The organism is Phenylobacterium sp., assembly GCF_035539035.1.
Lineage (GTDB): Bacteria > Pseudomonadota > Alphaproteobacteria > Caulobacterales > Caulobacteraceae > Phenylobacterium.
Map to the genome: position 1 here is coordinate 126,357 of NZ_DATLJI010000012.1, position 21,848 is coordinate 148,204.

At 73.2% G+C, this 21,848-nt stretch carries 19 protein-coding genes, 1 tRNA gene and 1 riboswitch; of the genes, 10 read left to right on the forward strand and 10 right to left on the reverse strand.

Going from position 1 to position 21,848, the window contains the following annotated elements; genetic code table 11:
• Positions 1-72 precede the first annotated feature (72 nt).
• From VM685_RS05895 to hemC, 7 genes are all read right to left on the reverse strand, one after another.
• Positions 73-315: a hypothetical protein gene (locus tag VM685_RS05895; RefSeq protein ID WP_325459193.1), complete on the reverse strand. Its 243-nt coding sequence runs from the start codon at positions 313-315 to the stop codon at positions 73-75.
• A gap of 32 nt (positions 316-347) precedes the next feature.
• Positions 348-560 carry a hypothetical protein gene (locus tag VM685_RS05900; protein ID WP_325459194.1) on the reverse strand — a complete coding sequence of 71 codons (213 nt, stop codon included), beginning with the start codon at positions 558-560 and terminating at the stop codon, positions 348-350.
• 194 nt (positions 561-754) lie between these two features.
• A tRNA-Thr gene (locus VM685_RS05905) sits at positions 755-830 on the reverse strand.
• 41 nt (positions 831-871) lie between these two features.
• Positions 872-2,398, reverse strand: coding sequence for a heme biosynthesis protein HemY (locus tag VM685_RS05910; protein ID WP_325459195.1), 1,527 nt, complete (start codon positions 2,396-2,398; stop codon positions 872-874).
• Complete coding sequence (locus VM685_RS05915; RefSeq protein ID WP_325459196.1) at positions 2,395-3,267, reverse strand: COG4223 family protein; 873 nt, start codon at positions 3,265-3,267, stop codon at positions 2,395-2,397. The genes VM685_RS05910 and VM685_RS05915 overlap by 4 nt, the downstream gene beginning before the upstream one ends.
• Entirely contained in the window at positions 3,264-3,968 is a 705-nt protein-coding gene (locus VM685_RS05920) for a uroporphyrinogen-III synthase (RefSeq protein WP_325459197.1), read from the reverse strand. The genes VM685_RS05915 and VM685_RS05920 overlap by 4 nt, the downstream gene beginning before the upstream one ends.
• 113 nt (positions 3,969-4,081) lie before the next feature.
• Complete coding sequence (hemC, locus tag VM685_RS05925) at positions 4,082-5,059, reverse strand: hydroxymethylbilane synthase (RefSeq protein ID WP_325459198.1); 978 nt, start codon at positions 5,057-5,059, stop codon at positions 4,082-4,084.
• Between the two features lie 71 nt (positions 5,060-5,130).
• On the opposite strand from hemC, the gene tsaD reads away from it, so the two are divergent.
• From tsaD to VM685_RS05950, 5 genes are all read left to right on the forward strand, one after another.
• On the forward strand, positions 5,131-6,231 hold the full coding sequence (gene tsaD / locus VM685_RS05930) for a tRNA (adenosine(37)-N6)-threonylcarbamoyltransferase complex transferase subunit TsaD (protein WP_325459199.1): 1,101 nt from the start codon (positions 5,131-5,133) through the stop codon (positions 6,229-6,231).
• Positions 6,228-7,217 carry an NAD(P)H-dependent glycerol-3-phosphate dehydrogenase gene (locus tag VM685_RS05935; RefSeq protein WP_325459200.1) on the forward strand — a complete coding sequence of 330 codons (990 nt, stop codon included), beginning with the start codon at positions 6,228-6,230 and terminating at the stop codon, positions 7,215-7,217. Before tsaD ends, VM685_RS05935 begins: the two co-directional genes overlap by 4 nt.
• Positions 7,218-7,505 carry a YciI family protein gene (locus tag VM685_RS05940; RefSeq protein ID WP_325459201.1) on the forward strand — a complete coding sequence of 96 codons (288 nt, stop codon included), beginning with the start codon at positions 7,218-7,220 and terminating at the stop codon, positions 7,503-7,505. It begins immediately after the preceding gene.
• Positions 7,489-7,854, forward strand: coding sequence for a Rieske (2Fe-2S) protein (locus VM685_RS05945; protein WP_325459202.1), 366 nt, complete (start codon positions 7,489-7,491; stop codon positions 7,852-7,854). Before VM685_RS05940 ends, VM685_RS05945 begins: the two co-directional genes overlap by 17 nt.
• Before the next feature lie 182 nt (positions 7,855-8,036).
• Positions 8,037-9,104 (forward strand): cell wall hydrolase, encoded by a 1,068-nt coding sequence (locus tag VM685_RS05950; RefSeq protein ID WP_325459203.1) that lies wholly within the window; start codon positions 8,037-8,039, stop codon positions 9,102-9,104.
• Positions 9,105-9,126: 22 nt separating this feature from the next.
• Here VM685_RS05950 and VM685_RS05955 read toward each other — a convergent pair whose 3' ends face one another.
• Positions 9,127-9,321 (reverse strand): succinate dehydrogenase assembly factor 4, encoded by a 195-nt coding sequence (locus VM685_RS05955; RefSeq protein WP_325459204.1) that lies wholly within the window; start codon positions 9,319-9,321, stop codon positions 9,127-9,129.
• 96 nt (positions 9,322-9,417) lie between these two features.
• On the opposite strand from VM685_RS05955, the gene VM685_RS05960 reads away from it, so the two are divergent.
• The 5 genes from VM685_RS05960 (at position 9,418) to purH (ending at position 15,323) form a co-directional block, all read left to right on the forward strand.
• Positions 9,418-9,837 carry a hypothetical protein gene (locus VM685_RS05960; RefSeq protein ID WP_325459205.1) on the forward strand — a complete coding sequence of 140 codons (420 nt, stop codon included), beginning with the start codon at positions 9,418-9,420 and terminating at the stop codon, positions 9,835-9,837.
• 18 nt (positions 9,838-9,855) lie between these two features.
• Positions 9,856-11,169 carry an RsmB/NOP family class I SAM-dependent RNA methyltransferase gene (locus VM685_RS05965; RefSeq protein WP_325459206.1) on the forward strand — a complete coding sequence of 438 codons (1,314 nt, stop codon included), beginning with the start codon at positions 9,856-9,858 and terminating at the stop codon, positions 11,167-11,169.
• A gap of 34 nt (positions 11,170-11,203) precedes the next feature.
• A complete protein-coding gene (gene rpe / locus VM685_RS05970; protein WP_325459207.1) occupies positions 11,204-11,869 on the forward strand; it encodes a ribulose-phosphate 3-epimerase in 666 nt (221 codons plus the stop codon).
• Positions 11,870-11,885: 16 nt separating this feature from the next.
• Positions 11,886-13,592, forward strand: a complete 1,707-nt coding sequence (locus VM685_RS05975) for a heparinase II/III family protein (RefSeq protein ID WP_325459208.1) — start codon at positions 11,886-11,888, stop codon at positions 13,590-13,592.
• A 30-nt stretch (positions 13,593-13,622) separates the two neighbouring features.
• Positions 13,623-13,706: riboswitch (ZMP/ZTP riboswitch) on the forward strand.
• 24 nt (positions 13,707-13,730) lie between these two features.
• On the forward strand, positions 13,731-15,323 hold the full coding sequence (gene purH, locus VM685_RS05980) for a bifunctional phosphoribosylaminoimidazolecarboxamide formyltransferase/IMP cyclohydrolase (protein ID WP_325459209.1): 1,593 nt from the start codon (positions 13,731-13,733) through the stop codon (positions 15,321-15,323).
• A 152-nt stretch (positions 15,324-15,475) separates the two neighbouring features.
• On the opposite strand, the gene VM685_RS05985 is transcribed toward purH, so the two are convergent.
• Positions 15,476-20,341, reverse strand: a complete 4,866-nt coding sequence (locus VM685_RS05985; protein WP_325459210.1) for an NAD-glutamate dehydrogenase — start codon at positions 20,339-20,341, stop codon at positions 15,476-15,478.
• A gap of 184 nt (positions 20,342-20,525) precedes the next feature.
• A complete protein-coding gene (locus VM685_RS05990) occupies positions 20,526-21,662 on the reverse strand; it encodes an AI-2E family transporter (RefSeq protein ID WP_325459211.1) in 1,137 nt (378 codons plus the stop codon).
• Positions 21,663-21,848 lie beyond the last annotated feature (186 nt).

Here is a 21,848-nt window from a genome sequence, read left to right on the forward strand (position 1 = left end):
GTCTCTTGAAACCGACGGCGGTCCGTCTTCCGGCCTGCCCGCGTCGGAGGTAGCGAGCGAATTCGCCGGCGGTCAGAAGGTGCTGAAGAGGAACAGCACGTCCCCAGGATTCATGCGGGCCTGCTTTGCGGTGCCTTCCGGAAATACGGTATGAACGAGCACGATCTCGTCTTTGAGCTTCCCTGCCATATGAGTTTCGAGCGTTTGGACCGCCAGGTCATTGCTGTCGACGTTGACGGCGTAGAAGTTGCGGATCGGCCTGCCGCCTTCCGTCATTGGCCGCGTGATGACCTCCAAAACACGACCATCAGCCATCTTCGGTTCCCCCTTAAAGTCAGGCTCCAACGTCATCTACTGCCGTCGGGCAAGCCGAAGCGAACGTTGCCTTCGACCATTTGGGTTTGAAATATTTCGAATGGAAATGTGAGTCCATTCGGGCACTCGACGAACACCGGCCCGTTCTTCTGCCATGCCGCCCCAAAGGTGAGCACTTCCTCCGGCGAGCCGACTTGGAGGCGGTCCTCGCTGCCGGAGAGGCCCAGTTGTTTGATCGTGTACATTTTCCCTTCGTGTGCAGTTTCCGGCGAGAGGTAAGGCCGCGGTCCGCTGAGCGGACCAGGGGCCAGGTTCATCGCGCGGCGCCAGGATGGCGACGCCATGTGGAATATCTACTTCCCGGCCGCTTCCCAAGTGCTTCCCAGCACCGTTTTCGACCGCGGGAAGCAGCAGAAAGCGCGCCAAGTCATTGAAAAGATGGTGCCGCCTAGGTGACTCGAACACCTGACCTACGCATTACGAATGCGCCGCTCTACCGGCTGAGCTAAGGCGGCCCACGGAGCGGCGCGGAGAGGCCCGGCCGCCGAGGAGGCGCCTATTTAGCGGCTCTCGGCGCGCTCGCCAAGCGCCGCCTCGCAGGGGCGCGGCGTTGCGGCGCCGCAGGGGGCTCGGGCGCGGGCGGCGGCTCCTCGGCGAAGGGGTGTTCCTCGATCGGATAGAGCAGCGGCTCCTGGGCGTCGGCCCCGAGCAGCGCCGCGCCGTCGGCGTAGGACAGCGGCAGTTCGGGGAGCTCGCTGAGCGAGCGCTCCTGGCGCTCCAGCCGCGGGTGGATCAGCTCGCCGGTCTCGGCGAAGGTCGCCACCAGCCGCGCCCAGTCCGAGGCGTGGTAGGCGAAGGCCCGCCCCTCGGGATCGAGGTCCGACCAGTCGGGCTCGTGCGGGGCGCTCATGCCCCGGGCCATCCAGAGGCGGGCGTCGTCCGGCCGGGCGCCGGCGTAGGCCACCCGGGCCATCAGGCCGGCGATGCGGGCGGTGACCGGCTCGCCGTCCAGGGCGCGCGCGGCCTCGGCGGCGGCCGCGGCGTCGCCGGCGATCAGCGCCTGCTCCACGTAGAGGATCAGGCTCTCGCGATGGGTGGGGTTCTGGGCGGAGAGCTCCATCAGCCGCGCGGCGCGGGCCCTGGGCGTCTCGTCGGTCTTCAGGTCGCGGTACGCCAGGTAGAGGGCCGGGTGCGGCGCGACCTTCCAGGCGTGCTCCAGGCTGGCGGCGGCGCGCTGGACCTTGCCGTCCTTGGCGAGCAGGCGGGCGGCCATGACCACGCCCGGCGCAAAGCCGGGCTGCAGCCGGGCGGCCTCCACGGCGCAGTCGAGCGCCTGGGCGCGGGCCTTGGGCTCGGGGGCGTGCTCCAGCTGGGCGGCGGTGGCGGCCAGAAGCGCGGCGCGAGCGCGCTCGGCGACCAGCGGGCTCACCACCTTGCGGTCCAGCGCGCTCTTCACGAGGTCCAGGGCGACCTCCCACTGGCCGGCCTCCAGCTTGGCCTCGAGCAGCGCGCGCCAGGCCCAGCGGGCGGTGCGCGCCTGGCCGAAGGCCTCCTCGGCGTGGCGGAGCGCGGCGTCGCGGTCGCCCTGGGCCAGGGCGAGCTGCATCAGGCCCTTGTGGCCGGCCAGCCGCATCTCCGGAAAGCCCAGCATGGCGGTGTAGGCGGCGTGCACCGCGGCCGGGTCGCCGGCCGCCTCCGCCGCCTGGGCGGCGAGCACGCGGGCGAGACCGGGCGTCTCCACGGCCAGGTCCACGGCCTTGCCGGCCAGCCGGCGGGCCTCCGAGCCGTCGCCGGCGGCCACGGCCAGGAAGCCGCGGGTCAGCACCTCGTTGGCCTGCCGGCGGCGCGACTCCGCACGGGCCCGCTCGGCGCGCTGCGGGGCCTCCAGGATCCAGATGAGGGTGCGCCAGACGAGGGTGGCGAGGAGGGCCCCGAGCCCGGTGATCAGCACGGCCGCCGCGGCGGTCATGTCCGCCCGCCAGCCCAGCCAGACGATGCTGGCGCGGCCGGGGTCGCCGGTCAGCGCCAGGATGGCGACCGCCGCGGCGAGGACGAGGAAGACGACGAGGCCGACACGGATCATGCGCCGCTCCGCGCCGACAGGCCGAGGTCGCGAAGGGCGCGGGCGCGCAGGGCGGCGGCCTGGCGGTCGATCTCGGCGCGGCGCTCGGCCCGGATGCGCCAGGGCGCCAGCGCCTCGCGGGCGGCGGGCGACAGGCCGTCGAGGACGCGCAGCGCCCCGTCGAGGTCGCCGTCCTCCACCAGCCGCTCGGCGCGCGCCAGGCGGGCGTCGACGCCCTCCCCGGTCACCTCGCCCACCCGGCGGATGCTGACCACGCGCGCGAGGGCGTAGCCCACCCGGTCGGAGAGGCCTGCGCCTTCGCCAGGCGCCCGGCTGGCGGTGGCCGCGCGGGCCGCATAGTCGGGGAAGCTGGCGGCCAGGGCCGCGCGGGTCGGGGCGCCGACCTCGGCCAGACGGCTGAGGGCGGCCAGTTCCGGAAGCGCGGGAGCGGCGGCGCGCAGGCTCGCCAGTTCGTCGGAGAAGGGACGCGCGCCCTGGGTCGCCTCGACGAGGGCTGCGGCGGCGAGCGCCGCGGCCGCGGCCCGGCTGGTGCTCTTCTCCTGGCTTTCCAGGGCGGCGATGCGCGCCGTCAGCCGCTCGATCTCGGCCGAGGAGGCGGCCGGTGTCGCCAGCGAAGTCTCCGGCGTGGCGGGGGGCGCGGCGGCGGAGAGAGCGGGCTCGGCCGCCAGCGGCGCCTCGGCCGCGGCTGGGGGCGCTGGCCGTGCGGCGAGCATCCGCGGCGCCAGGACGCCGACGGCGGCCCCGGCGAGCACGCAGACGACGCCGAGCGCGATCACCGCCCATCGGGCAGATCCGGAGGCGGGCTGACGCCGATACTCGGCGGGATCCTTGGGCGCCGAGAGGTCGGCGGGCTCGGGCGGCGCGGTCATGGATTGCGGTCGATCAGGTTGAGCAGGGCCGCCTCCAGCGGGAACGGCGGGTAGACCTTCGCGGCCATGGCGGTGCGCGAGAGCGGCTGGATCACCGCCTTGGAGAGGCCGAGCGCGCGCAACTTGGGCGCGGGGTGGGCCTTCAGCACCTTGGCCAGCACCTGGGCGGCGCGGGGCGAATGCAGGAGGGCGGCGTCGGCCTTGGTCAGCATCTCGGCCTGGGCTTCGGAGAGGGTCACCGGGCCGGTCTCGTAGAGGATCAGCCGACGGGCCTCGACGCCGTGCTTCTCGAGCGCCCCGGCGAGGTCGCCGGCCGGCTCGGCGGCGCCGGGATGCAGGACCACGCCCTTAAGTTCGGTGCGGCGCATGCCGATGCCGTCCGCCAGGGCGTCCACGTCGCCATCGGCGGAGAGCACCGAGCGGAAGCCCGCGGCGCGCGCCGCCTGCGCGGTGGCGGCGCCGACGGCGAACACCTTCAGGGACCGGTCGCCGGACTTGTCCGCGAAGGCGCGCACGCCGTTGGCGCTGGTGAAGGCGAGCGCGGCCACGCCGGTGAGGTCGATGTCCACGTCGTCCAGGGTCTTCACGGCGAGCAGGGGCGCGACCAGCGCCTCGTGGCCCAGCGCCCGGACGCGCTCGGCGGTCGCGTCGGCCCCCGGCTGGGCGCGGGTGATCCAGATTCGCTGACGACGGACGGGCATCCGCGGACCTTATAATGGCGGAGCTTAACCTTTGACGACTGCCGGAAAGGTGAGCGCGCTAAGGGCCCGGATCAATCTCCGGCCCGCCAGGTGCGGCAAGAGCCCACAGCCCCTCAGACGAAGAGGGCGTCGCCGGCCTCGTCCTTCACCGCCAGGCCCAGCGACCAGCCGAGGTCGCGCGCGGAGGCGGCCGGGTCGGCCAGCTGGGAGATCTCGGTCTCGCCGGCGTGCCGGAAGCGGCGCGCGCCGTCGGAGGTCAGGGCCTCGACGATCAGCTTCAGCGCGCCGCCCTCGAAACGCGCGTGGGCGCCGATGGCGGTCTTGCAGGAGCCTTCCAGCGCGGCCAGCGCGCCGCGCTCGGCGGCCACGGCGATCATGGTGGGTTCGTGGCGCAGGGCCCGCACCCAGGGGGCGTCGCGGTCCTCGACGCGGGTCTCGATGGCCAGCGCCCCCTGGCCGGGGGCCGGCGGGCATTCCACCGGGTCGATCAGGCTCTTGGGCAGGTGGCCGAGCCCCAGGCGACGGAGACCCGAGTAGGCGAGCAGGATGGCGTCGGCCTCGCCGGCCTGCAGCTTGGCCAGGCGGGTGTCGACATTGCCGCGCAGCATGGAGACCTTCAGGTCCGGCCGGCGGTGCAGCATCTGGGCCTGGCGGCGCAGGCTGGCGGTGCCGAGGTGGGCGCCCTCCGACAGGTCCTCCAGGCGCTCCGGCCCGCGGGTCAGGAAGGCGTCGCGGGGGTCCTCGCGCTCGGGGATGGCGGCGATGCACAGGCCGGGCGGCAGCTCGGCGGGCATGTCCTTCAGCGAGTGGACGGCGCAGTCGATCCGCCCCTCCAGCATCGCCTCCTCGATCTCCTTGGTGAACAGGCCCTTGCCGCCGATCTCCAGCAGGCGGCGGTCCTGCACCCGGTCGCCTGTGGTGGTGATGACGATCAGCGGGGCGACGCGCTCCACCTCGGCGGCGTTCTCGGGGTCGGCGCCGAGGGCGGCGGCGATCCGGCGCTGCATCATGCCGGCCTGGGCGAGCGACAGCTTGGAGCCTCGGGCGCCGATCCGCACGGGTCCGGAGGGGGCGGGCGGTTGCGTGGGCACGGTGGGCGGTCTACCTGCAAGCCTGAAGACGAGAAGGGCCTGCTACAGGAGCAGGCGCCCCCCGGCAACCGATGAGCCCCGCCCAAACCGTCCCCCACACCGTCCTCGGCCTGGAGACGAGCTGCGACGAGACCGCCGCGGCCGTCGTGCGCCTGGACGGGGAGACGGTGGAGGTGCTGTCGTCGGTGGTGGGCTCGCAGATCGCCGAGCACGCCCCCTACGGCGGCGTGGTGCCGGAGATCGCCGCCCGCGCCCATGTGGAGAGCATTGACGCCATCGCCGCGGCCGCGCTGAAGGAGGCGGGCCTGGGCTATGGCGACCTCACGGGCGTGGCCGCCACCGCCGGACCCGGCCTGGTGGGCGGGGTGATGGTCGGGTTGTCGTTCGGCAAGGCGGTGGCGTTGGCCCGCGGCCTGCCGCTGGTGGCGGTGAACCACCTGGAGGGCCATGCCGTCTCGGCCCGGCTGGGCGCGCACCTGCCCTACCCGTTCCTGCTGCTGCTGGTGTCCGGCGGCCACTGCCAGCTGCTGGCGGTGGACGGGGTGGGCGCCTGCCGCAGGCTGGGTTCCACCATCGACGACGCGGCCGGCGAGGCCTTCGACAAGATCGCCAAGACGCTGGGCTTGCCCTACCCCGGCGGGCCGGCGCTGGAGAAGCTGGCGGAAGGCGGCGATCCCGAGCGCTTCCCGCTGCCGCGCATGCTGCTGGGCCGCAAGGACTGCGACTTCTCCTTCTCCGGCCTGAAGACCGCCGCCGCGCGGATCGCCGAGGGGCTGGAGAGCGAGGCGGACAGACGCGACCTGGCCGCCGCCGTGCAGGAGGCCATCGCCCGGCAGCTCGCCGAGAAGAGCGACCGGGCCATGCAGGCCTACGCCGCCGGCCACCCGGGCGAGGGGCTGCGGTTCGTGGTGGCCGGCGGGGTGGCCGCCAACCGCGCGGTCCGCGCGCGGTTACAGGCGGCGGCCGCCACGCGCGGCTTTTCCTTCGCGGCGCCGCCGCTCGCCTACTGCACCGACAACGCGGCGATGATCGCCCTGGCCGGCGCCGAGCGCCTGGCGCTGGGCATGACCGATCCGCTGGACGCCGCCGCCCGTCCGCGCTGGCCGCTGGACGCGACCGCGGCGGCCGCCAACCCCACCCACGTTCCCGGCCGAAAGGGCGCCAAGGCATGAAGACGGCCGGAGTCATCGGCGGCGGGGCCTGGGGGACGGCCCTGGCCCAGGTCTGCGCCCGGGCGGGCCTAGACGTGATCCTGTGGGCCCGCGAGCCGGAGGTGGTCGAGGCGGTGAACGCTCGCCACGAGAACAGCCTGTTCCTGCCCGGCGTGCCGCTGGAGACGGGGGTCCGCGCCACAGGCGACTTCGCCGACCTCGCCGACCGCGACCTGATCCTGGCCGTCGCGCCGGCCCAGCACCTGCGCGCCAGCCTGACCGCCTTCGCGCCGCACGTGCGCGCCGGCCTGCCGATCGTGCTCTGCTCCAAGGGCGTCGAGCAGGGCTCGCTGAAGCTGATGACCGAGGTGCTGGCGGAGGCCGCGCCGCAGGCCGCCCCCGCCGTCCTGTCGGGCCCGAGCTTCGCCGGCGAGGTGGCGCGCGGCCTGCCCACCGCCGTCACCCTCGCCTGTCCGGACGAGGACCTCGGCTGGGCCCTCGCCGAAGCCATCGCCACCCCGACCTTCCGGCCCTACTTCGCCACCGACATGATCGGCGCCGAGGCGGGCGGGGCGGTGAAGAACGTGCTGGCCATCGCCACGGGCATCGTGGAGGGCCGTGGCCTCGGCCGCTCCGCGCACGCGGCCCTGATCACCCGCGGCTTTTCCGAGCTCACCCGCATCGCCGTGGCGCTGGGGGGCGAGGCCGAGACGGTGGCCGGGCTCTGCGGCCTGGGCGACCTGGTGCTCACCTGCTCCAGCCCGCAGTCGCGCAACATGAGCGTCGGCCTGGCGCTGGGCGGCGGCCAGACGCTGGAGCAGGCGCTGGCCGGCAAGCTCTCGGTCGCCGAGGGTGTGGCCTCCGCCCCGGCCGTCCGCCAGCTCGCCCGCAAGCTGGGCGTCGACGTGCCGATCTGCGAAGCCGTGGCCGCCATCCTGGCCGGCGAGGTCGGCGTCGACGACGCCATCCGCGGCCTGCTCTCCCGTCCCCTTCGCGAGGAACGCTGAATGCCGCTCTACGTCCTGGCCTGCTTCGACAAGGAAAACGCGCTCGACCTGCGCATGGCGACCCGCGAGGCCCACCTCGCCTGGGCCCGCGACCAGCACGGGAAGATCCGCATGGCCGGGCCGATGCTGAGCGAGAGCGACGCCATGGCGGGCTCGCTGTTCTTCCTCGAGGCGGAGAACGAGGCCGAGGTGCGCGCCTTCAACGCCGAGGACCCCTACACCAAGGCCGGCCTCTGGGACCGCGTCGAGATCAAGCGGTTCCGGTCCACCCTTGGCCAGCCGCTCTGAAGCCAATCCGGCGCGGCCGCCGCCGGGCGCCCGCCTCTGCGCGCTCGACGAGATCCCCGATCCCGGCGGCAAGGGCTTCCGCTTCCGCGCCGACACGCGGCTGTTCGCCGGCTTCGTGGTCCGGCGCGGCGAGACCGTCGCCGGCTATGTGGATTCCTGTCCGCACGCCGGCTGGCCGCTGGCGGCGCTGGACGACCGCTATCTGACGAGATCCGGCGAACACATCCTGTGCTCCGGCCACGGGGCGCTCTTCACCCTGGACGGCCGTTGCGTGGCCGGGCCTTGCCTGGGCGATGTGCTGACGCCCTGGGCGGTGACGGTCCGCGACGGCGGGGTCTTCACCGCCTGAGCCGTTCACGCAACCGCGTTCGGCCCGTTAACGATCTGATTTTGCACCGGTTCGCCCCGGGAAGGTTAACCACGGATTAAAGAAATGACTCGCCTTGCGCGCGTCTTTCCCCTATCGGGTCGCCGCTCAAGCCGAAGCTGCTAGAGGCCTGGGGCGCAGTGATCTCCCGTATCCGTGACCAGTTGCGACGCCTGCCGACCGACGGCGCCCAGCTGGGCCTCGCCGCCGGCGTGGCCGTGGTGGTCGCCCTGTCGGCCCTGGCCCTGTCCGGTTTCACCTTCGCCCGCGTGACGCCGGCCGCCGCCGTCGGCCAGCCGCCGCCCGCCGGCCTGCAGCGCACCGCCGTGGCGCTCACCGCCGCGCCGATCGGCGCGGAGGCCGAGACCGGCCTCATCCGCTTGCAGGACCTGAGCCCCGAGGCCGCGCGCATCTGGAACGCCTCCAATCCGGTCTCCGACCTGCCGAACCCGGCGGCCCGGCCGTTCCACCTGAAGACCGAGGGCATGCTGGACGAGGCCCGCGCCATCGACTGCATGACCGCCGCCATCTACTACGAGGCGGCCTACGAGAGCACCGACGGCCAGCGCGCCGTGGCCCAGGTGGTGCTGAACCGCATGCGCCACCCGGCCTTCCCGAAGACCGTCTGCGGCGTCGTCTTCCAGGGCTCCGAGCGCACGACCGGCTGCCAGTTCACCTTCACCTGCGACGGCGCCCTGGCGCGCAAGCCCAACGAGGAAGGCTGGGCCCGCGCCCGCAAGGTCGCCGAGGCCGCCCTCAACGGCTACGTGATGAAGAAGGTCGGCAACGCCACCCACTACCACGCCGAGTACGTGGCCCCGTACTGGAGCCCGAGCCTGGTGAAGGTGGGGACCATCGGCGCGCACATCTTCTACCGCTGGACCGGCGCCTCGGGCATGCCGCCCGCGTTCGGCGGCCGCTATGCCGGCGGCGAGGCCAGGGGCGTGCAGATGGCCGCGATCGACAACCTGTCGGCCCCCGAGGCCAAGCTTTCGCTGGTCTCGAACGTCTCGGAAGTCACCCACGCCGTGGCCCCGGACGCGGTGGAGGAAGCCGCCCCCGAGGCGGTGGCCCCCGAGGCGGAGCCGGAGCTGCTGGTCGCCGCAGAGTCGGTCGGCGTGAACGCCCAGGCGATCACCAGGCCGGAAGATCTCGACTGGCAGGGCCGCCCCCGGCAGAAGACCGCGCCGCGCATCGCCGCGCCGTCGGCCATGGGCCCGCCGAAGTTCTAGACACCGGGATCGGGTCCCGCCGTCAGAAGTCGACGGCGATACCCTTGCGTTCCCAATCGCCGAAGCGGGTGGGCTCCGGGCCCCTCGGGCCGCCCTCCTCGGGCGCGCGGGCGGCGGCTTCGGCCGCCTGGCGTCGGGATTCCGCTTCCTCGAGGGCGCGGCGGGCTTCCGGGCTGAGCGCCTTTCCGGGCGCGGCGTTGGGCGGGGTCTCGTCCATGCCGCCTTCTACGCCGTGACCGGGGTCACGTCCAAGCCTCGCAAATTCCGGAGAACGCGGGTACACCGCAACCCACGTTTTCGGGGGAAAACAACAATGTCTCGTCTCGCTACCGCTTTCTTCGGCGCAGCCGTCCTCTATGCGCTGGCCGGCATGGTGCTCGGCATGGTCATGGGCGCCAGCGGCGACCACACCTTCCGGCCGCTGCACGCCCACATCAACCTGCTCGGCTGGGCCACGCTCGGCCTGATGGGCGCCTTCTTCGGCATCGCCGGAGCGCGGGCCCCGCAAAAGCTGGGCTGGACCATCTTCGGCATGATGAACCTCGGCAACCTCATGCTGCTCTCGATGCTGGCCATCCTGCTGCAGGGAAAGCCGCCGATCCTGCCGATCCTGATCGGCGGGGAGGCCCTGGTCGTGCTGTCCATGGGGCTGTTCGGCGCCTCGGTGCTGATGTCCGCCCGGCGTCCCGCCGCGGCGGCCGCCGACATCGAGCCCTTGCGCCGGGCCGCGTAAGGGGGCAACCCCGCGCGGGTGAACGACATCCGATCCCAGGACGCCCCCGGGCGTCCCGCCCGCGCCGCCGCCCTCGACCTGCTCGCCGCCGCGCTCTCGCGCCGCGCCGGCCTCGACGAGGGGCTGGCGCATCCGGCGCTCAAGGCGCTGTCGCCCCGCGACCGCGCCTTCGCCCGCGCGCTCGTGATGGCCACGCTGCGCCGGCTGGGGCCCATCGACTCCGCCCTGCAGGCGAAGCTCCAGAAGCCGCCCCCGGAGCGGGTGGTGAATCTGCTGCGCCTGGGCGCCGCCCAGCTCTTCGTGCTGCAGACGCCGGCGCACGCGGCCGTGGACGCGACGGTGGACCTGGCGGCGTCGGACAACGCCACGCGGCCGTTCAAGAACCTGGTCAACGCCGTGCTCCGCGGCCTGACCCGCGAGCCGCCCGAGCTCGGGGACCCCGACCTGCTGGCGCCGAGCTGGCTCCACGCCCGCTGGCGCGCGGCCTACGGCGAGGCCGAGGCGCGCGCCATCGCCGCCCAGATCGCCGAGGAGCCGGCCACCGACCTGACCCTCAAGGACCCCGCCGCGGCGGCCGAGCTCGCCGCCGGCCTCGAGGCCGAGGTCCTGCCGGGCGGCAGCCTGCGCACGGCGCTGAAGGGCGAGGTCTCGGCCTGGCCCGGTTTCGCGGAGGGGCTCTGGTGGGTGCAGGACGCCTCGGCCGCCATCCCGGCGCGGCTGTTCGGGATCGAGGCCGGCCAGTCCGCGCTCGACCTGTGCGCCGCGCCCGGCGGCAAGACCCTGCAGCTGGCGGCCATGGGGGCGCGGACCACCGCGGTCGACAAGTCGCCGGGTCGGGTCAAGCGGGTCTCCGAGAACCTGGCCCGCACCGGGCTCTCCGCCGAGGTGGTGGTGGCCGACGCCGCCCAGTGGGCCGACCGCCGCCGCTTCGACGCGGTGCTGCTGGACGCCCCCTGCTCGGCCACCGGCACCTTCCGCCGCCATCCCGACGTGCTGTGGGCGGCGAAGCCCGGCGACATCGCCAGCCTCGCGGCCCTGCAGAGCCGGCTGCTCGACGCCGCCGGCCGGCGGGTGAAGGCCGGCGGGCGCCTCGTCTACTGCGTCTGCTCCCTGGAGCCCGAGGAGGGCCAGCCGCAGGTGGACGCCTTCCTGGCCCGCACGCCGGAGTTCGAGCTGGAGCCGATCGCGCCCGGCGAGGCCGGCGCGCCGGAGGCCAGCCTGACGGAGCAGGGAACCCTGCGCATCCTGCCCCACCATCGGGCTGGCGGGACCGACGGCTTCTTCATCGCGCGGCTGCGTCGGAAGGCCGACATGCCGCAGGGGGCCCCCTAGCCCGTCGAGCCGCATCAGATTAAGTCCGGGTTCCATGGCGGGCACCAAGACCATCATCGCGCCTTCGATCCTGGCGTCGGACTTCTCCCGGCTCGGCGAGGAGGTCCGCGCGATCGAGGCGGCCGGCGCCGACTGGGTGCACGTCGACGTCATGGACGGCCACTTCGTGCCGAACATCACCATCGGCCCCGACGTGGTGAAGGCGCTCCGCCCGCATTCGAAGCTGCCCTTCGACGTCCACCTGATGATCTCGCCGGCCGACCCCTATCTGGAGGCCTTCCGCGCCGCCGGCGCCGACCTGATCAGCGTGCACCCGGAGGCCGGGCCGCACCTGAACCGGACGCTGCGACGGATCCGGGAGCTGGGCGCGAAGGCCGGCGTGGTCTTCAACCCCTCCACCGACCCCTCCGTCATCCAGTGGATGATGGACGACATCGACCTGGTCCTGGTGATGAGCGTGAACCCCGGCTTCGGCGGTCAGAGCTTCCTCACCTCCCAACTGAAGAAGGTGCAGCGCCTGCGGCAGATGATCGAGGCCTCCGGGCGCGACATCATCCTCGAGGTGGACGGCGGCGTGACCCCGGAAACCGCGCCGCTGTGCATCGCGGCCGGCGCCACGGCGCTGGTGGCCGGCAGCGCCGTGTTCCGCGGCGGACCGGGCTCCTACGCGACCAACATCTCGGCCCTTCGCGGCGGCTGAGGGGAAGGACGGGGGCATGGCCGGGCCGATCGCCAGCCTCCCCGGCCGCAATGCCGCCGTGGCGATCGGCGTCGCCGCGCGGCGCCAGCTGGTCACCGAATGGCGCGGCACCGCCCTGCATCGCTGGACGCTGGCGCGGCCGAAGCCGGAGGGCCTGGGCGCCGCGCCGCGCGACCTGCGCCCCGTGGACGCGGAGAACGGCGCGCGCATCCTGGCCGGCGCCTTCGTGCTGGCCGGCGCAACCCTGACCACCGGCCCGCGCGGCGATCCCTGGGACCGGCCGAGCCCCGACCGCGCCTTCGCCGTGGCCCTGCACCGGATGGGCTGGCTGCGCGACGTGGTCGCGGCCGGCGCGCCGGGCCCCTCGGAAGGCCTGCGGCTCGTCCTCGAATGGCGCCGGGCCTTCGGCCGCTGGAACGGCTTCTCCTGGAGCCCGGACGTCCTGGAGCGGCGGGTGTTCAACCTGGCCTGCGCCGTCCGCACCATCTGCACCCGCGCCTCGGAGGCGGAGACCGCCAACGTCGCCCTCGACCTCGCCCGCCAGGCGCGGTTCCTGCTGCAGGCCGAGGAGGGGCCGGTGCGCGCCGCCGAGCGGGCCTGCGCCGCGGCCGTAGCGGCGACCGCCCTCGGCGGCCGGCCGGGCGAGCGCCTGCTCGCCGAGGCGCTGGCCAAGCTGGAGCGGGCCCTTCCCGCCACCGTCGACCCGGACGGCGGCCACGCCACGCGCAGCCCGCAGGCGGCGCTGGAGCTGCTGTTCGACCTGCGCACCCTGGACGACGCGCTGGTGCAGCGCGGTGTCGCCCCGCCCGACGAGGTGATGCGGGCGATCGACCGTCTGGCCGGGGCGGTGCGGTTCTTCACCCTTGCCGACGGCCGGCTCGCCGCCTTCCAAGGGGGCGAGGAGTTGCACCCGGCCTATGTCGCCGCCGCCCGCGCGCGCGACGAGGCCGAGGAGCGCGCCGTGCCCGCGGCCCGCAACGGCTACCAGCGGCTGGAGGCCCGCTCGTTGCAGGTGGTGGCCGACGCCGCGCCGCCGGCCAGCGGCGCGTGGAGCACGGCCGCCTGCGCCCAGCCCCTGGCCATCGAGGTGCTGGCCGGCGCCAAGCGGCTGATCGTCGGCGCGGGCTGGTCGCCGGACGCCCAGGGGCCCCAGGCCATGCGGCTGGTGGACGCCGCCTCCACCGCCTCGATCGGCGACGCCTCCTGCGGCGAACCCCTGCGGGGGTTTCCCGCCCAGGTGCTGGGCCCGCGGCTGACGGGGGCGGTGGACGCCGTCGAGGCGCGCCGCCATGAAGCGCCCGGGGCGCTCTGGCTGGAGCTGGCCCACGAGGGCTGGGCCAGGCGCTTCGGCCTGCGGCACGAGCGGCGCCTCTACATCGACGTGGCGGCCGACGAGCTGCGCGGCGAGGACCGCTTCACCCCGGCCGGCGGCAAGGGCGCCGGCGGCGGGCGCAAGTTCGTGCCCTTCATGGTCCGCTTCCACCTGCACCCGCAGGTCAACGCGCTGATCGCCCGCGACAAGAAGAGCGTGCTGCTCAAGCCCGAGGGCCAGGAGCAGGGCTGGTGGCTGCGCAACGACGCCATCGAGGTCGCCATCGAACCCTCGGTCCACTACCAGGACGGCCACCCGCGCCGCTCGCAGCAGATCGTGCTGCGCGGCCAGGCCCGGCTGGAGACCGGCGCGCGCATCCGCTGGAAGCTGAGCGCCGCGGAGTCGCGTTGACGTCGCGCGGCGGCGCGCGTAGCACCACCGCCATCTCCGCGTGACTGGCGAATGAGGTGGGAAACCACCGGGGAGCGCGGAGCCCATATCCTGCCGCTCGCCTGGGCATCCCTCCGACTCTCACCCGAGGAGAATGCCGTGCCTGCCGCCCCCGACTTCCCGCCCGCTCCCGACCAGGTCCGGATTCGCCGCGCCCTGGTCTCGGTCTCCGACAAGACCGGTCTCGTGGACGCCGCCCGCGTGCTCGCGGAGATGGGCGTGGAGCTGGTCTCCACCGGCGGCACCCGCAAGGCGATCGCCGACGCCGGCCTGGCCGTGAAGGACATCTCCGAGCTGACCGGCTTCCCGGAGATGATGGACGGGCGGGTGAAGACCCTGCACCCGGTGGTGCACGGGGGGCTGCTGGGGGTGCGCGACGCGCCCGAGCACAAGCGGGCCATGGACGAGCACGGCATCGGCGCCATCGATCTCGTCTACGTGAACCTCTACCCGTTCGAGAGCACGGTGGCCGCGGGCGCGGACTACGAGACCGCGGTGGAGAACATCGACATCGGCGGGCCGGCGATGATCCGCTCGGCGGCCAAGAACCACGGCTACGTCGCGGTCTGCACCGAGCCTTCGGACGTCGCCGAGGTGCTGGAGGCGCTGAAGGCCGACGGCGCGACCTCGCTCGACCTGCGCAAGCGGCTGGCGGCCCGCGCCTACGCCCGCACCGCGGCCTATGACGCGGCGATCTCCGGCTGGTTCGCCGCCCAGCTCGGGGAGGACGCCCCCCGGCGGATGAGCATCGCCGGCGAGCTCGCCCAGACCATGCGCTACGGCGAGAATCCGCACCAGAAGGCGGCCTTCTACCGCTTCCCCAATCCCCGCACCGGCGTGGCCACCGCCCGCCAGCTGCAGGGCAAGGAGCTCAGCTACAACAACATCAACGACACCGACGCAGCGTTCGAGCTGATCGCGGAGTTCGCGCCGGAGGCGGGCCCCGCCTGCGCGATCATCAAGCACGCCAACCCCTGCGGCGTGGCCACCGGCGCGACGCTCGCCGAGGCCTACGCCCGGGCCCTGGCCTGCGATCCCACCAGCGCCTTCGGCGGCATCGTCGCCCTGAACTCGAAGCTGGACGCGGCCACCGCCCAGCAGGTGCTGGAGGTGTTCACCGAGGTGGTGATCGCCCCCGACGCCGACGAGGACGCGGTCGCCCTGTTCCGCAAGAAGAAGAACGTCCGGCTGCTGGTCACCGGCGGCCTGCCCGACCCGCGCGAGCCCGGCGTGACCTTCAAGTCGGTGTCCGGCGGATTCCTGGTGCAGTCCCGCGACGACGCCCGCCTGACGCCCGCCGACCTGAAGGTGGTGACGAAGCGCGCGCCCACAGATGCGGAGGTGCGCGACATGCTGTTCGCCTTCACCATCGCCAAGCACGTGAAGTCGAACGCCATCGTCTACGCCAAGGCGGGCCAGACCCTGGGGGTCGGCGCGGGCCAGATGAACCGCAAGGACTCGGCCCGGATCGCCGCCCTGCGCGCCGCCGACTTCGGCCTGGACCTGACGGGCTCGGCCTGCGCGTCGGAGGCCTTCTTCCCCTTCGCCGACGGCCTGATCCAGGCCGCCGACGCCGGCTGCACCGCGGTGATCCAGCCCGGCGGCTCGGTGCGCGACGAGGAGGTCATCGCCGCTGCCGACGAGCGGGGCCTGGCCATGGTGTTCACCGGCGTGCGGGTGTTCCGGCACTAGGGACGGGCGCCTTCCCTCCCTTGATGGGGAGGGACAGCCCGCGCAGCGGGCAGGGTGGGGCAGTCGCGGTCAGGCGCCGAGTCTGCGCCCGACCTCCCCACCCCGCTCGCCTTCCGCGAGTCGGCCCTCCCCATAAAGGGGAGGGAAACGCATCACGCCCGCTTCCGCCGCCCCGCCGCCTCCGTCGCCAGCTCCCGCAGGGCGGCGTTGGCGATGGTGAGCTTGGCGAAGGTCCAGGCGCCGCCGGCGGCCTCGATCTCCTCGATCACCTTCAGGGCCGCGCCGGCCTGGTCGCGGCGGAGCGCCGCCCAGGAGGCGACCGCCTCGCGGGCGTGCTCGGCGTCGTCGCCGGCCTGCTTGCCGCCCGTGAAGTCCATGATCGCGCGGGTGAGCTGGGCCTGCTCGGCCAGCATGTCCTCGATCAGCCGGCGCAGCGCCGTCCGCTCGAAGGCGTCGCCCACGGCATAGCCGCCCGCGGCTGCCCGCAGGCGGTCGAAGGCGAAGGCCGCGCCGGCCGCGTTGTAGAGCCGCGAGACGTTCGGCAGCGGCCAGCTGGAGGCCTCGGCCAGGTCCACGAGGTCGGCGGCCGTGGTCAGGGACTGCAGGATGGCCACCGCGCGGGCCAGCTCGGCCGGCGCGCCGGCCTCGGTGAGCTGGCCTATGCGGTGCTCGATGCCGGCCTTCTCCACCGCCGAGACGGCGGCCGGCGTCAGGCCCTTCAGCGCCCGGAATCCCGGGGCGTACTGGCGGATCAGGCCGTCGACGTCCAGCCGCTCGCGGGCCGCGCGGCGGGCCAGCCAGAAGGTCGCGCCGCGCAGGGCGGCGACCATGCGGCGGTAGAGCGCCATCTGGCCGGCGGCCGGGATCTTGCCGTCCAGCTCGCCCACCGCGTCCCAGAGGGGCTCGATCTCCAGCACGGCCTTGGCGGCCTCGTAGCCGGCCACGAAGGCGGCGACGTCGCAGCCCGCCGCCGCCATCAGCCGCGACGGGAAGCTCGGCCCGCAGCGGTTGATCACGTCGTTGGCGACGACGGTGGCGATGATCTCGCGCCGCAGCCGGTGGCGGCGCATGGGCTCCGCCCATTTGCGCAGCGGCTTGGGGAAATAGCCCTCCAGCCGGGCCTCGAAGAAGGCGTCGTCCGGCGCGTGGCTGGCCACCAGCTCGCGCTTCAGCTCCAGCTTGCCGTAGGCCAGCAGCACCGCCAGCTCCGGCCGGGTCAGGCCGCGGCCCGCCGCCAGCCGCTCGGCGACGGCGGCGGCGTCGGGCAGGCCCTCCACCGTGCGGTCGAGGCGGCCCGCCTGCTCCAGCTCGGTCATGAACCGGGCGTGCGGCTCCAGCTCGCCGACGGCGTCCATCTCCAGCAGGGAGAGGGCGAGCGTCTGGTCATAGTTGTGGGCCAGCACGTGGGCCGCCACGTCGTCGACCATCGACCTCAGCAGGGTGTCGCGCTTCTTGCGCGTCAGCTCGCCGGTGCGCTCCAGCATGCCGGTGAGGATCTTGATGTTCACCTCGTGGTCGGAGGAGTCGACGCCGGCCGAGTTGTCGATCGCGTCGGTGTTGATCCGCCCGCCCAGGCCCGCGAACTCGATGCGCCCGGCCTGGGTCAGGCCGAGATTGGCGCCCTCGCCCACCACCTGCACCCGCAGGTCCGAACCGTTCACCCGGATGGCGTCGTTGCCCTTGTCGCCCACCTCGGCGTTGGCCTCGTGACGGGCCTTCACGTAGGTGCCGATGCCGCCCAGGTAGAGGAGCTCCGCGGGGGCCTTGAGGATGGCGTTGATCAGTTCGGCAGGAGCCAGGGCCTCGGCGGCGACGCCCAGCATGGCGCGCACCTGCGGCGTCAGCGGGATCTCCTTCTGGCTGCGCGGGAAGACCCCGCCGCCCTTCGAGATCAGCTTTCGGTCGTAGTCGTCCCACGAGGAGCGCGGCAGCTCGAACATCCGCTTGCGCTCGGCCCAGGACTTCGCCGGGTCCGGATCGGGATCGAGGAAGATGTGGCGGTGGTCGAACGCGGCCAGCAGTCGGGTCTGCTGCGACAGCAGCATGCCGTTGCCGAACACGTCGCCCGACATGTCCCCGCAGCCCACCACGGTGAAGGGCTCGGACTGGATATCCTTGCCGAGCTCGCGGAAGTGGCGCTTCACCGCCTCCCAGGCGCCGCGGGCGGTGATGCCCATGACCTTGTGGTCGTAGCCGGCCGAGCCGCCGCTGGCGAAGGCGTCGCCCAGCCAGAAGCCGTAGGACTCCGCGATGCCGTTGGCGATGTCGGAGAAGGTGGCCGTGCCCTTGTCCGCGGCCACGACGAGGTAGGGATCGTCGCCGTCGTGGGCGATCACGGCCTCCGGACGGATCACCTTGCCCGTCGGGCTGAGGTTGTCGGTGATGTCCAGCAGGCCGGAGAGGAAGGTGGTGTAGGCGCGGATCCCCTCGGCGCGCACGGCCTCCACCGAGCCGCCCTTCGGCAGCTGCTTGGGATAGAAGCCACCCTTGGAGCCCACGGGCACGATGACGGCGTTCTTCACCTGCTGGGCCTTCACCAGGCCCAGGACCTCGGTGCGGAAGTCGTCGCGCCGGTCCGACCAGCGCAGGCCCCCGCGCGCCACCGGGCCGAAGCGCAGGTGCACGCCCTCGACGTTGACGCCCCAGACGAAGATCTCGCGGTAGGGCTTCGGCAGCGGCAGGTCCGCCAGCTCGCCGCTGGCCACCTTGAAGGAGATGTAGGGCTTCACCGCTCCGCCCTCGGCCGGCTGGTAGAAGTTGGTCCGCTGGATGGCGCCGACCAGCAGCGCCAGGCGGCGCAGCACGCGGTCGTCGTCCAGGCTCTCCACCAGCTGGAGGGCGTCGGTGATCTTCTTCATCACCGCCTCGGCCTGCGTCGTGCGGGCGGCCAGGTCGGCGTTGATGGCCGGGTCGAACTTGGTGCGGAAGAGGTCGAGGATCAGGCGCGCCACGCCCGGATGGTTGGACAGCGCCTCCTCCTGAACCCGCTGGGTGGGGTCGAGGCCGGACTGCTGGCGGTAGCGGGCGAGCGCGCGGACCAGCGCAGCCTGGCGCCAGGGAATGGAGAGCTCGAGCACCAGGCGGTTGAAGCCGTCGTTCTCGGTGAGGCCGGTCCAGACCGCGGCGACGGCGTCCTCGAAGGCGTCCTTCACCTCCGCGAACACCAGGTGCGCGCCGCGCGGGTCGGTGAGCTCGAAGTCGTGCACCCAGACCGGCGGCCGGCCCTCGCGGACGATCTCGAAGCCCGCCTCGGCCATGGCCTTGAGGCCCATGTTCTCGAGGATCGGCAGGACGTCGGCCAGCGGCGCCGGCTCCCCCTGCCGGTACAGCTTGAAACGGAACTCCAGCGGGCCGTCCTCGGCCGTGCGGTAGGCGCGCACACGGACGGCCTCGTCGCCGAACGCTTCGATCTCGGCCACGTCGGCCAAGGCCTCCGAGGCGTCGAAGCGGTCGCGGTAGCCGGCCGGGAAGGCCTCGCGGTAGCGCGCCACGGTCTCGGCGACCTCCTCGGGCGTCCGGCCGCTGGCGCGGACGGCTGCGTCGAACAGGTCCTCCCAGGTGCGCGCCGCCTCGGTGATCTCCTTCTCGAGGTCACGCAGGTCGGGCCAGGCGTGCTGCCCGGGCGTGAAGCCGATGATGTAGTGGACGCGGGCGAGGGGCGCGTCGGGGAAGTTCGGATAGTAGGCGGAGAGCCGCCCGCCGTAGGCCTGGGCCAAGATCGCGCCGGCCTTGCGGCGGAGCTCGGAATCGTAGCGCTCGCGCGGCACGAACAGCAGCACCGAGGCGAAGCGGTCGAACGGGTCGCGCCGCTCGAACAGCCGCACGCGCGGCCGGTCGTATAGGTGGAGCACGCCCAGCGCCTGATCGAGGAGGTCGTCCTCGGTCATCTGGAAGAGCTCGTCGCGAGGATGGTTCTCGACGATGTTCTTCAGCCGCTTGGCGTTGTGGCTGCCGGGCGCCGCCCCGGCGCGCTCCAGCACATTGGCGAGCTTCTGGCGGATCAGCGGGACGTTGCTGGCCGGCTGGTCGTAGGCGTCGGCGGTGAACAGGCCCACGAAGCGGACCTCGCCATGGGGGCGGCCGTCCCTGTCGTAGCGCTTGACCCCCACGTAATCCATGTAGCCGCGGCGGTGGACGCGGCTGCGCACGTTGGACTTGGCCACGGTCAGCGCCGGGTCGACCACCAGCCGGTCCTTCACCTGGCCCATCAGCAGCGCCGGCTCGTGGGCGCGGCGCAGCACGGTGCGGGCGGGGTCGCGCAGGACGCCCAGGCCGTCCGTCGGCTGGTAGAGCGGCTCCTCGGGCGCGTAGTCGCCGTTCGGCAGCCTCGGGTACTCGTAGGCCCGGGCGCCAAGGAAGACGAAGTGCTCCTTGTGCAGCCAGGAGAGGAAGGCGAGGTCCTCGTCGGTGGCCTTTTCGCCGTGCTCGCGCAGCTCCGCGAGTGTCCGGCCCATCAGCTCGAGCATGGCCGGGAAGTCGTCCACGGCGGCGCGGACGTCGGTCAGGGTCTCCTTCACGCCGCGGATCAGGGCGGCCTCACGGTCGGCCCCGATGGGGTCGAGGATCACCTGGATCATGGATTCCCGGCGCGGGGTCCCGGTCTCGCCGCGCAGACCCGCGCGGTCGCGCTGCACCGTCACCAGGGGGTGGAACATCGCCCGGACCGAGAGGCCCTGGTCGGCGATCTCGCCCATGATGGAATCCACCAGGAAGGGCGCATCGTCCTGCACGATCTCCAGCCGGTCGAGACCGGCGTGGCGGGTCCCGACGACGGGGGCGATGCGGATGGAGGCGGCGCGGCCGCGACGTCGTTCGCCGAAGCGCCAGAAGTCGGCGAGGTTCTCGGCCAGTTCGGCGGCGGAGAGCTCGGGGACCTCGTCGGTCATGGCGTCGGCGGCGGCCTGCTCGGCGAAGGCGCGGGCCGCGTCGGCCTGCGGCGCCTCGCCGATGGCGGACATCACCGCGCGCACGAGGCGCGGATTGGGTCGAAGGGAACCGGCGCGAGGCGTCTTGCTCATCACGCAACCCCCGCGCCGGACGCGAGGACGCCGCCGGAGGAGAGTGTCCGGCGGCGTGTGGCCCCGCCGTGGGGGGGCGGCGGGACGCTGGGTGCTCGCTGCGTCCGCGGGCTTGGGGGACGGACGCACCAGCCGAGGAGTTGGGGGCCTCGGCCAACCTTAGATAGGAACGAGAAGCTCAAGTTTAAGTCCTCTGGGAACGTTTCCGTCGTTGGACCGCCGGCTCCGAGGCGATCGCCTGGTCCAGGGCCTCGGTAGGCTTCTTGTCGCTGCGCAGGCGCAGCGGATCCCCGTCCTCGGAGAGCAGGACCGCGATCCAGCGCGACGTGGGGAACTGGGCCAGGATCACCATGGCCATGACCGTCAGCGGGGTGGACAGGAAGGCGCCCGCCAGGCCCCAGATCGCCGTCCAGAAGGCCAGCGACAGCAGCACCATCACCGGGTCGATGTTCAGGCTGCGGCCCTGCATCCGCGGATAGATGACGTTGCCGACCACCAGGGTGACGGTCTGCAGCACGGCGAACAGCGCGGCGGCCTGCCACAGGGTGTCGAACTGGACGAGGGCCATCACCGGCGGCGCGGCGACGCCCACGACGCCGCCCACCACCGGGATGTAGGAGGCGATGAAGATCACGAAGGTCCAGAAGATCGCGTTATCGAGGCCGACCGCCACCATGGTCGCCCAGGAGGCGGCGGCGATCATCAGCCCGGTCACCGTCTGGACCCACAGGTACTGCTCCACCCCGTCGCGGATGCGCAGGAAGGCGGCCACCGCCTCCTGCCGCTCCTCGCGCTGGGGGAACAGGTTGACCACCTTGCGCTCCCAGCCGCGGCGCGAGGCGATGATGAAGCCGAGGTAGACCAGGACGAAGGCGGCGGTGGAGGCGAAGTCCTGCAGCCCCTTGGCCACGAGGCCCAGGTAGCGGGTCGGATTGAGCTGCTGGACCAGGGTGTCGATGGTCGGCGGCACGTCCATGCCCACGAGGCCGGCCATGCGGGCCAGGAGGCCGTTCAGGCGCGGGGCGTAGCCGGCGAGCTGGCTGGCGAAGGAGGTGGCGTTGTCGGCGATGACATAGGCCGAGCCGCCGAAGATCAGGATCGACAGGACCACGGCCAGCGGCAGGGCGGCGCGGCGGCCGACGCCCGGCAGGCGGTGGTGCAGCACGCGGGCGAAGCCGTCGATCATGACGGCCAGGAACATGGCGAGGGCCAGCGGCGTCAGGATCGACGAGAGCCAGTAGAGGGCGGCGCCGGTGGCGATGGCCGCCAGGATGGCGAGCGATACGCGGATAAGCGGCGACTCGAAGGCGCGGGCGGGCATGGAGAGCTTTCGCGAGGGAGCGGAGGCTTCGACTGTCCCCGGCGGGGGAGCCGCCGTCAACGTAGGTAACCCCTACCGGGCTTTGCTTAAGATTGGGAGTAGATTTGCCCTTTCCGCCGGAATTTTCGGCACGAACATGACTTCTCCCGCGGGGCGAGTCCCGACTGGCGCGGCCCGGCGTGGCTG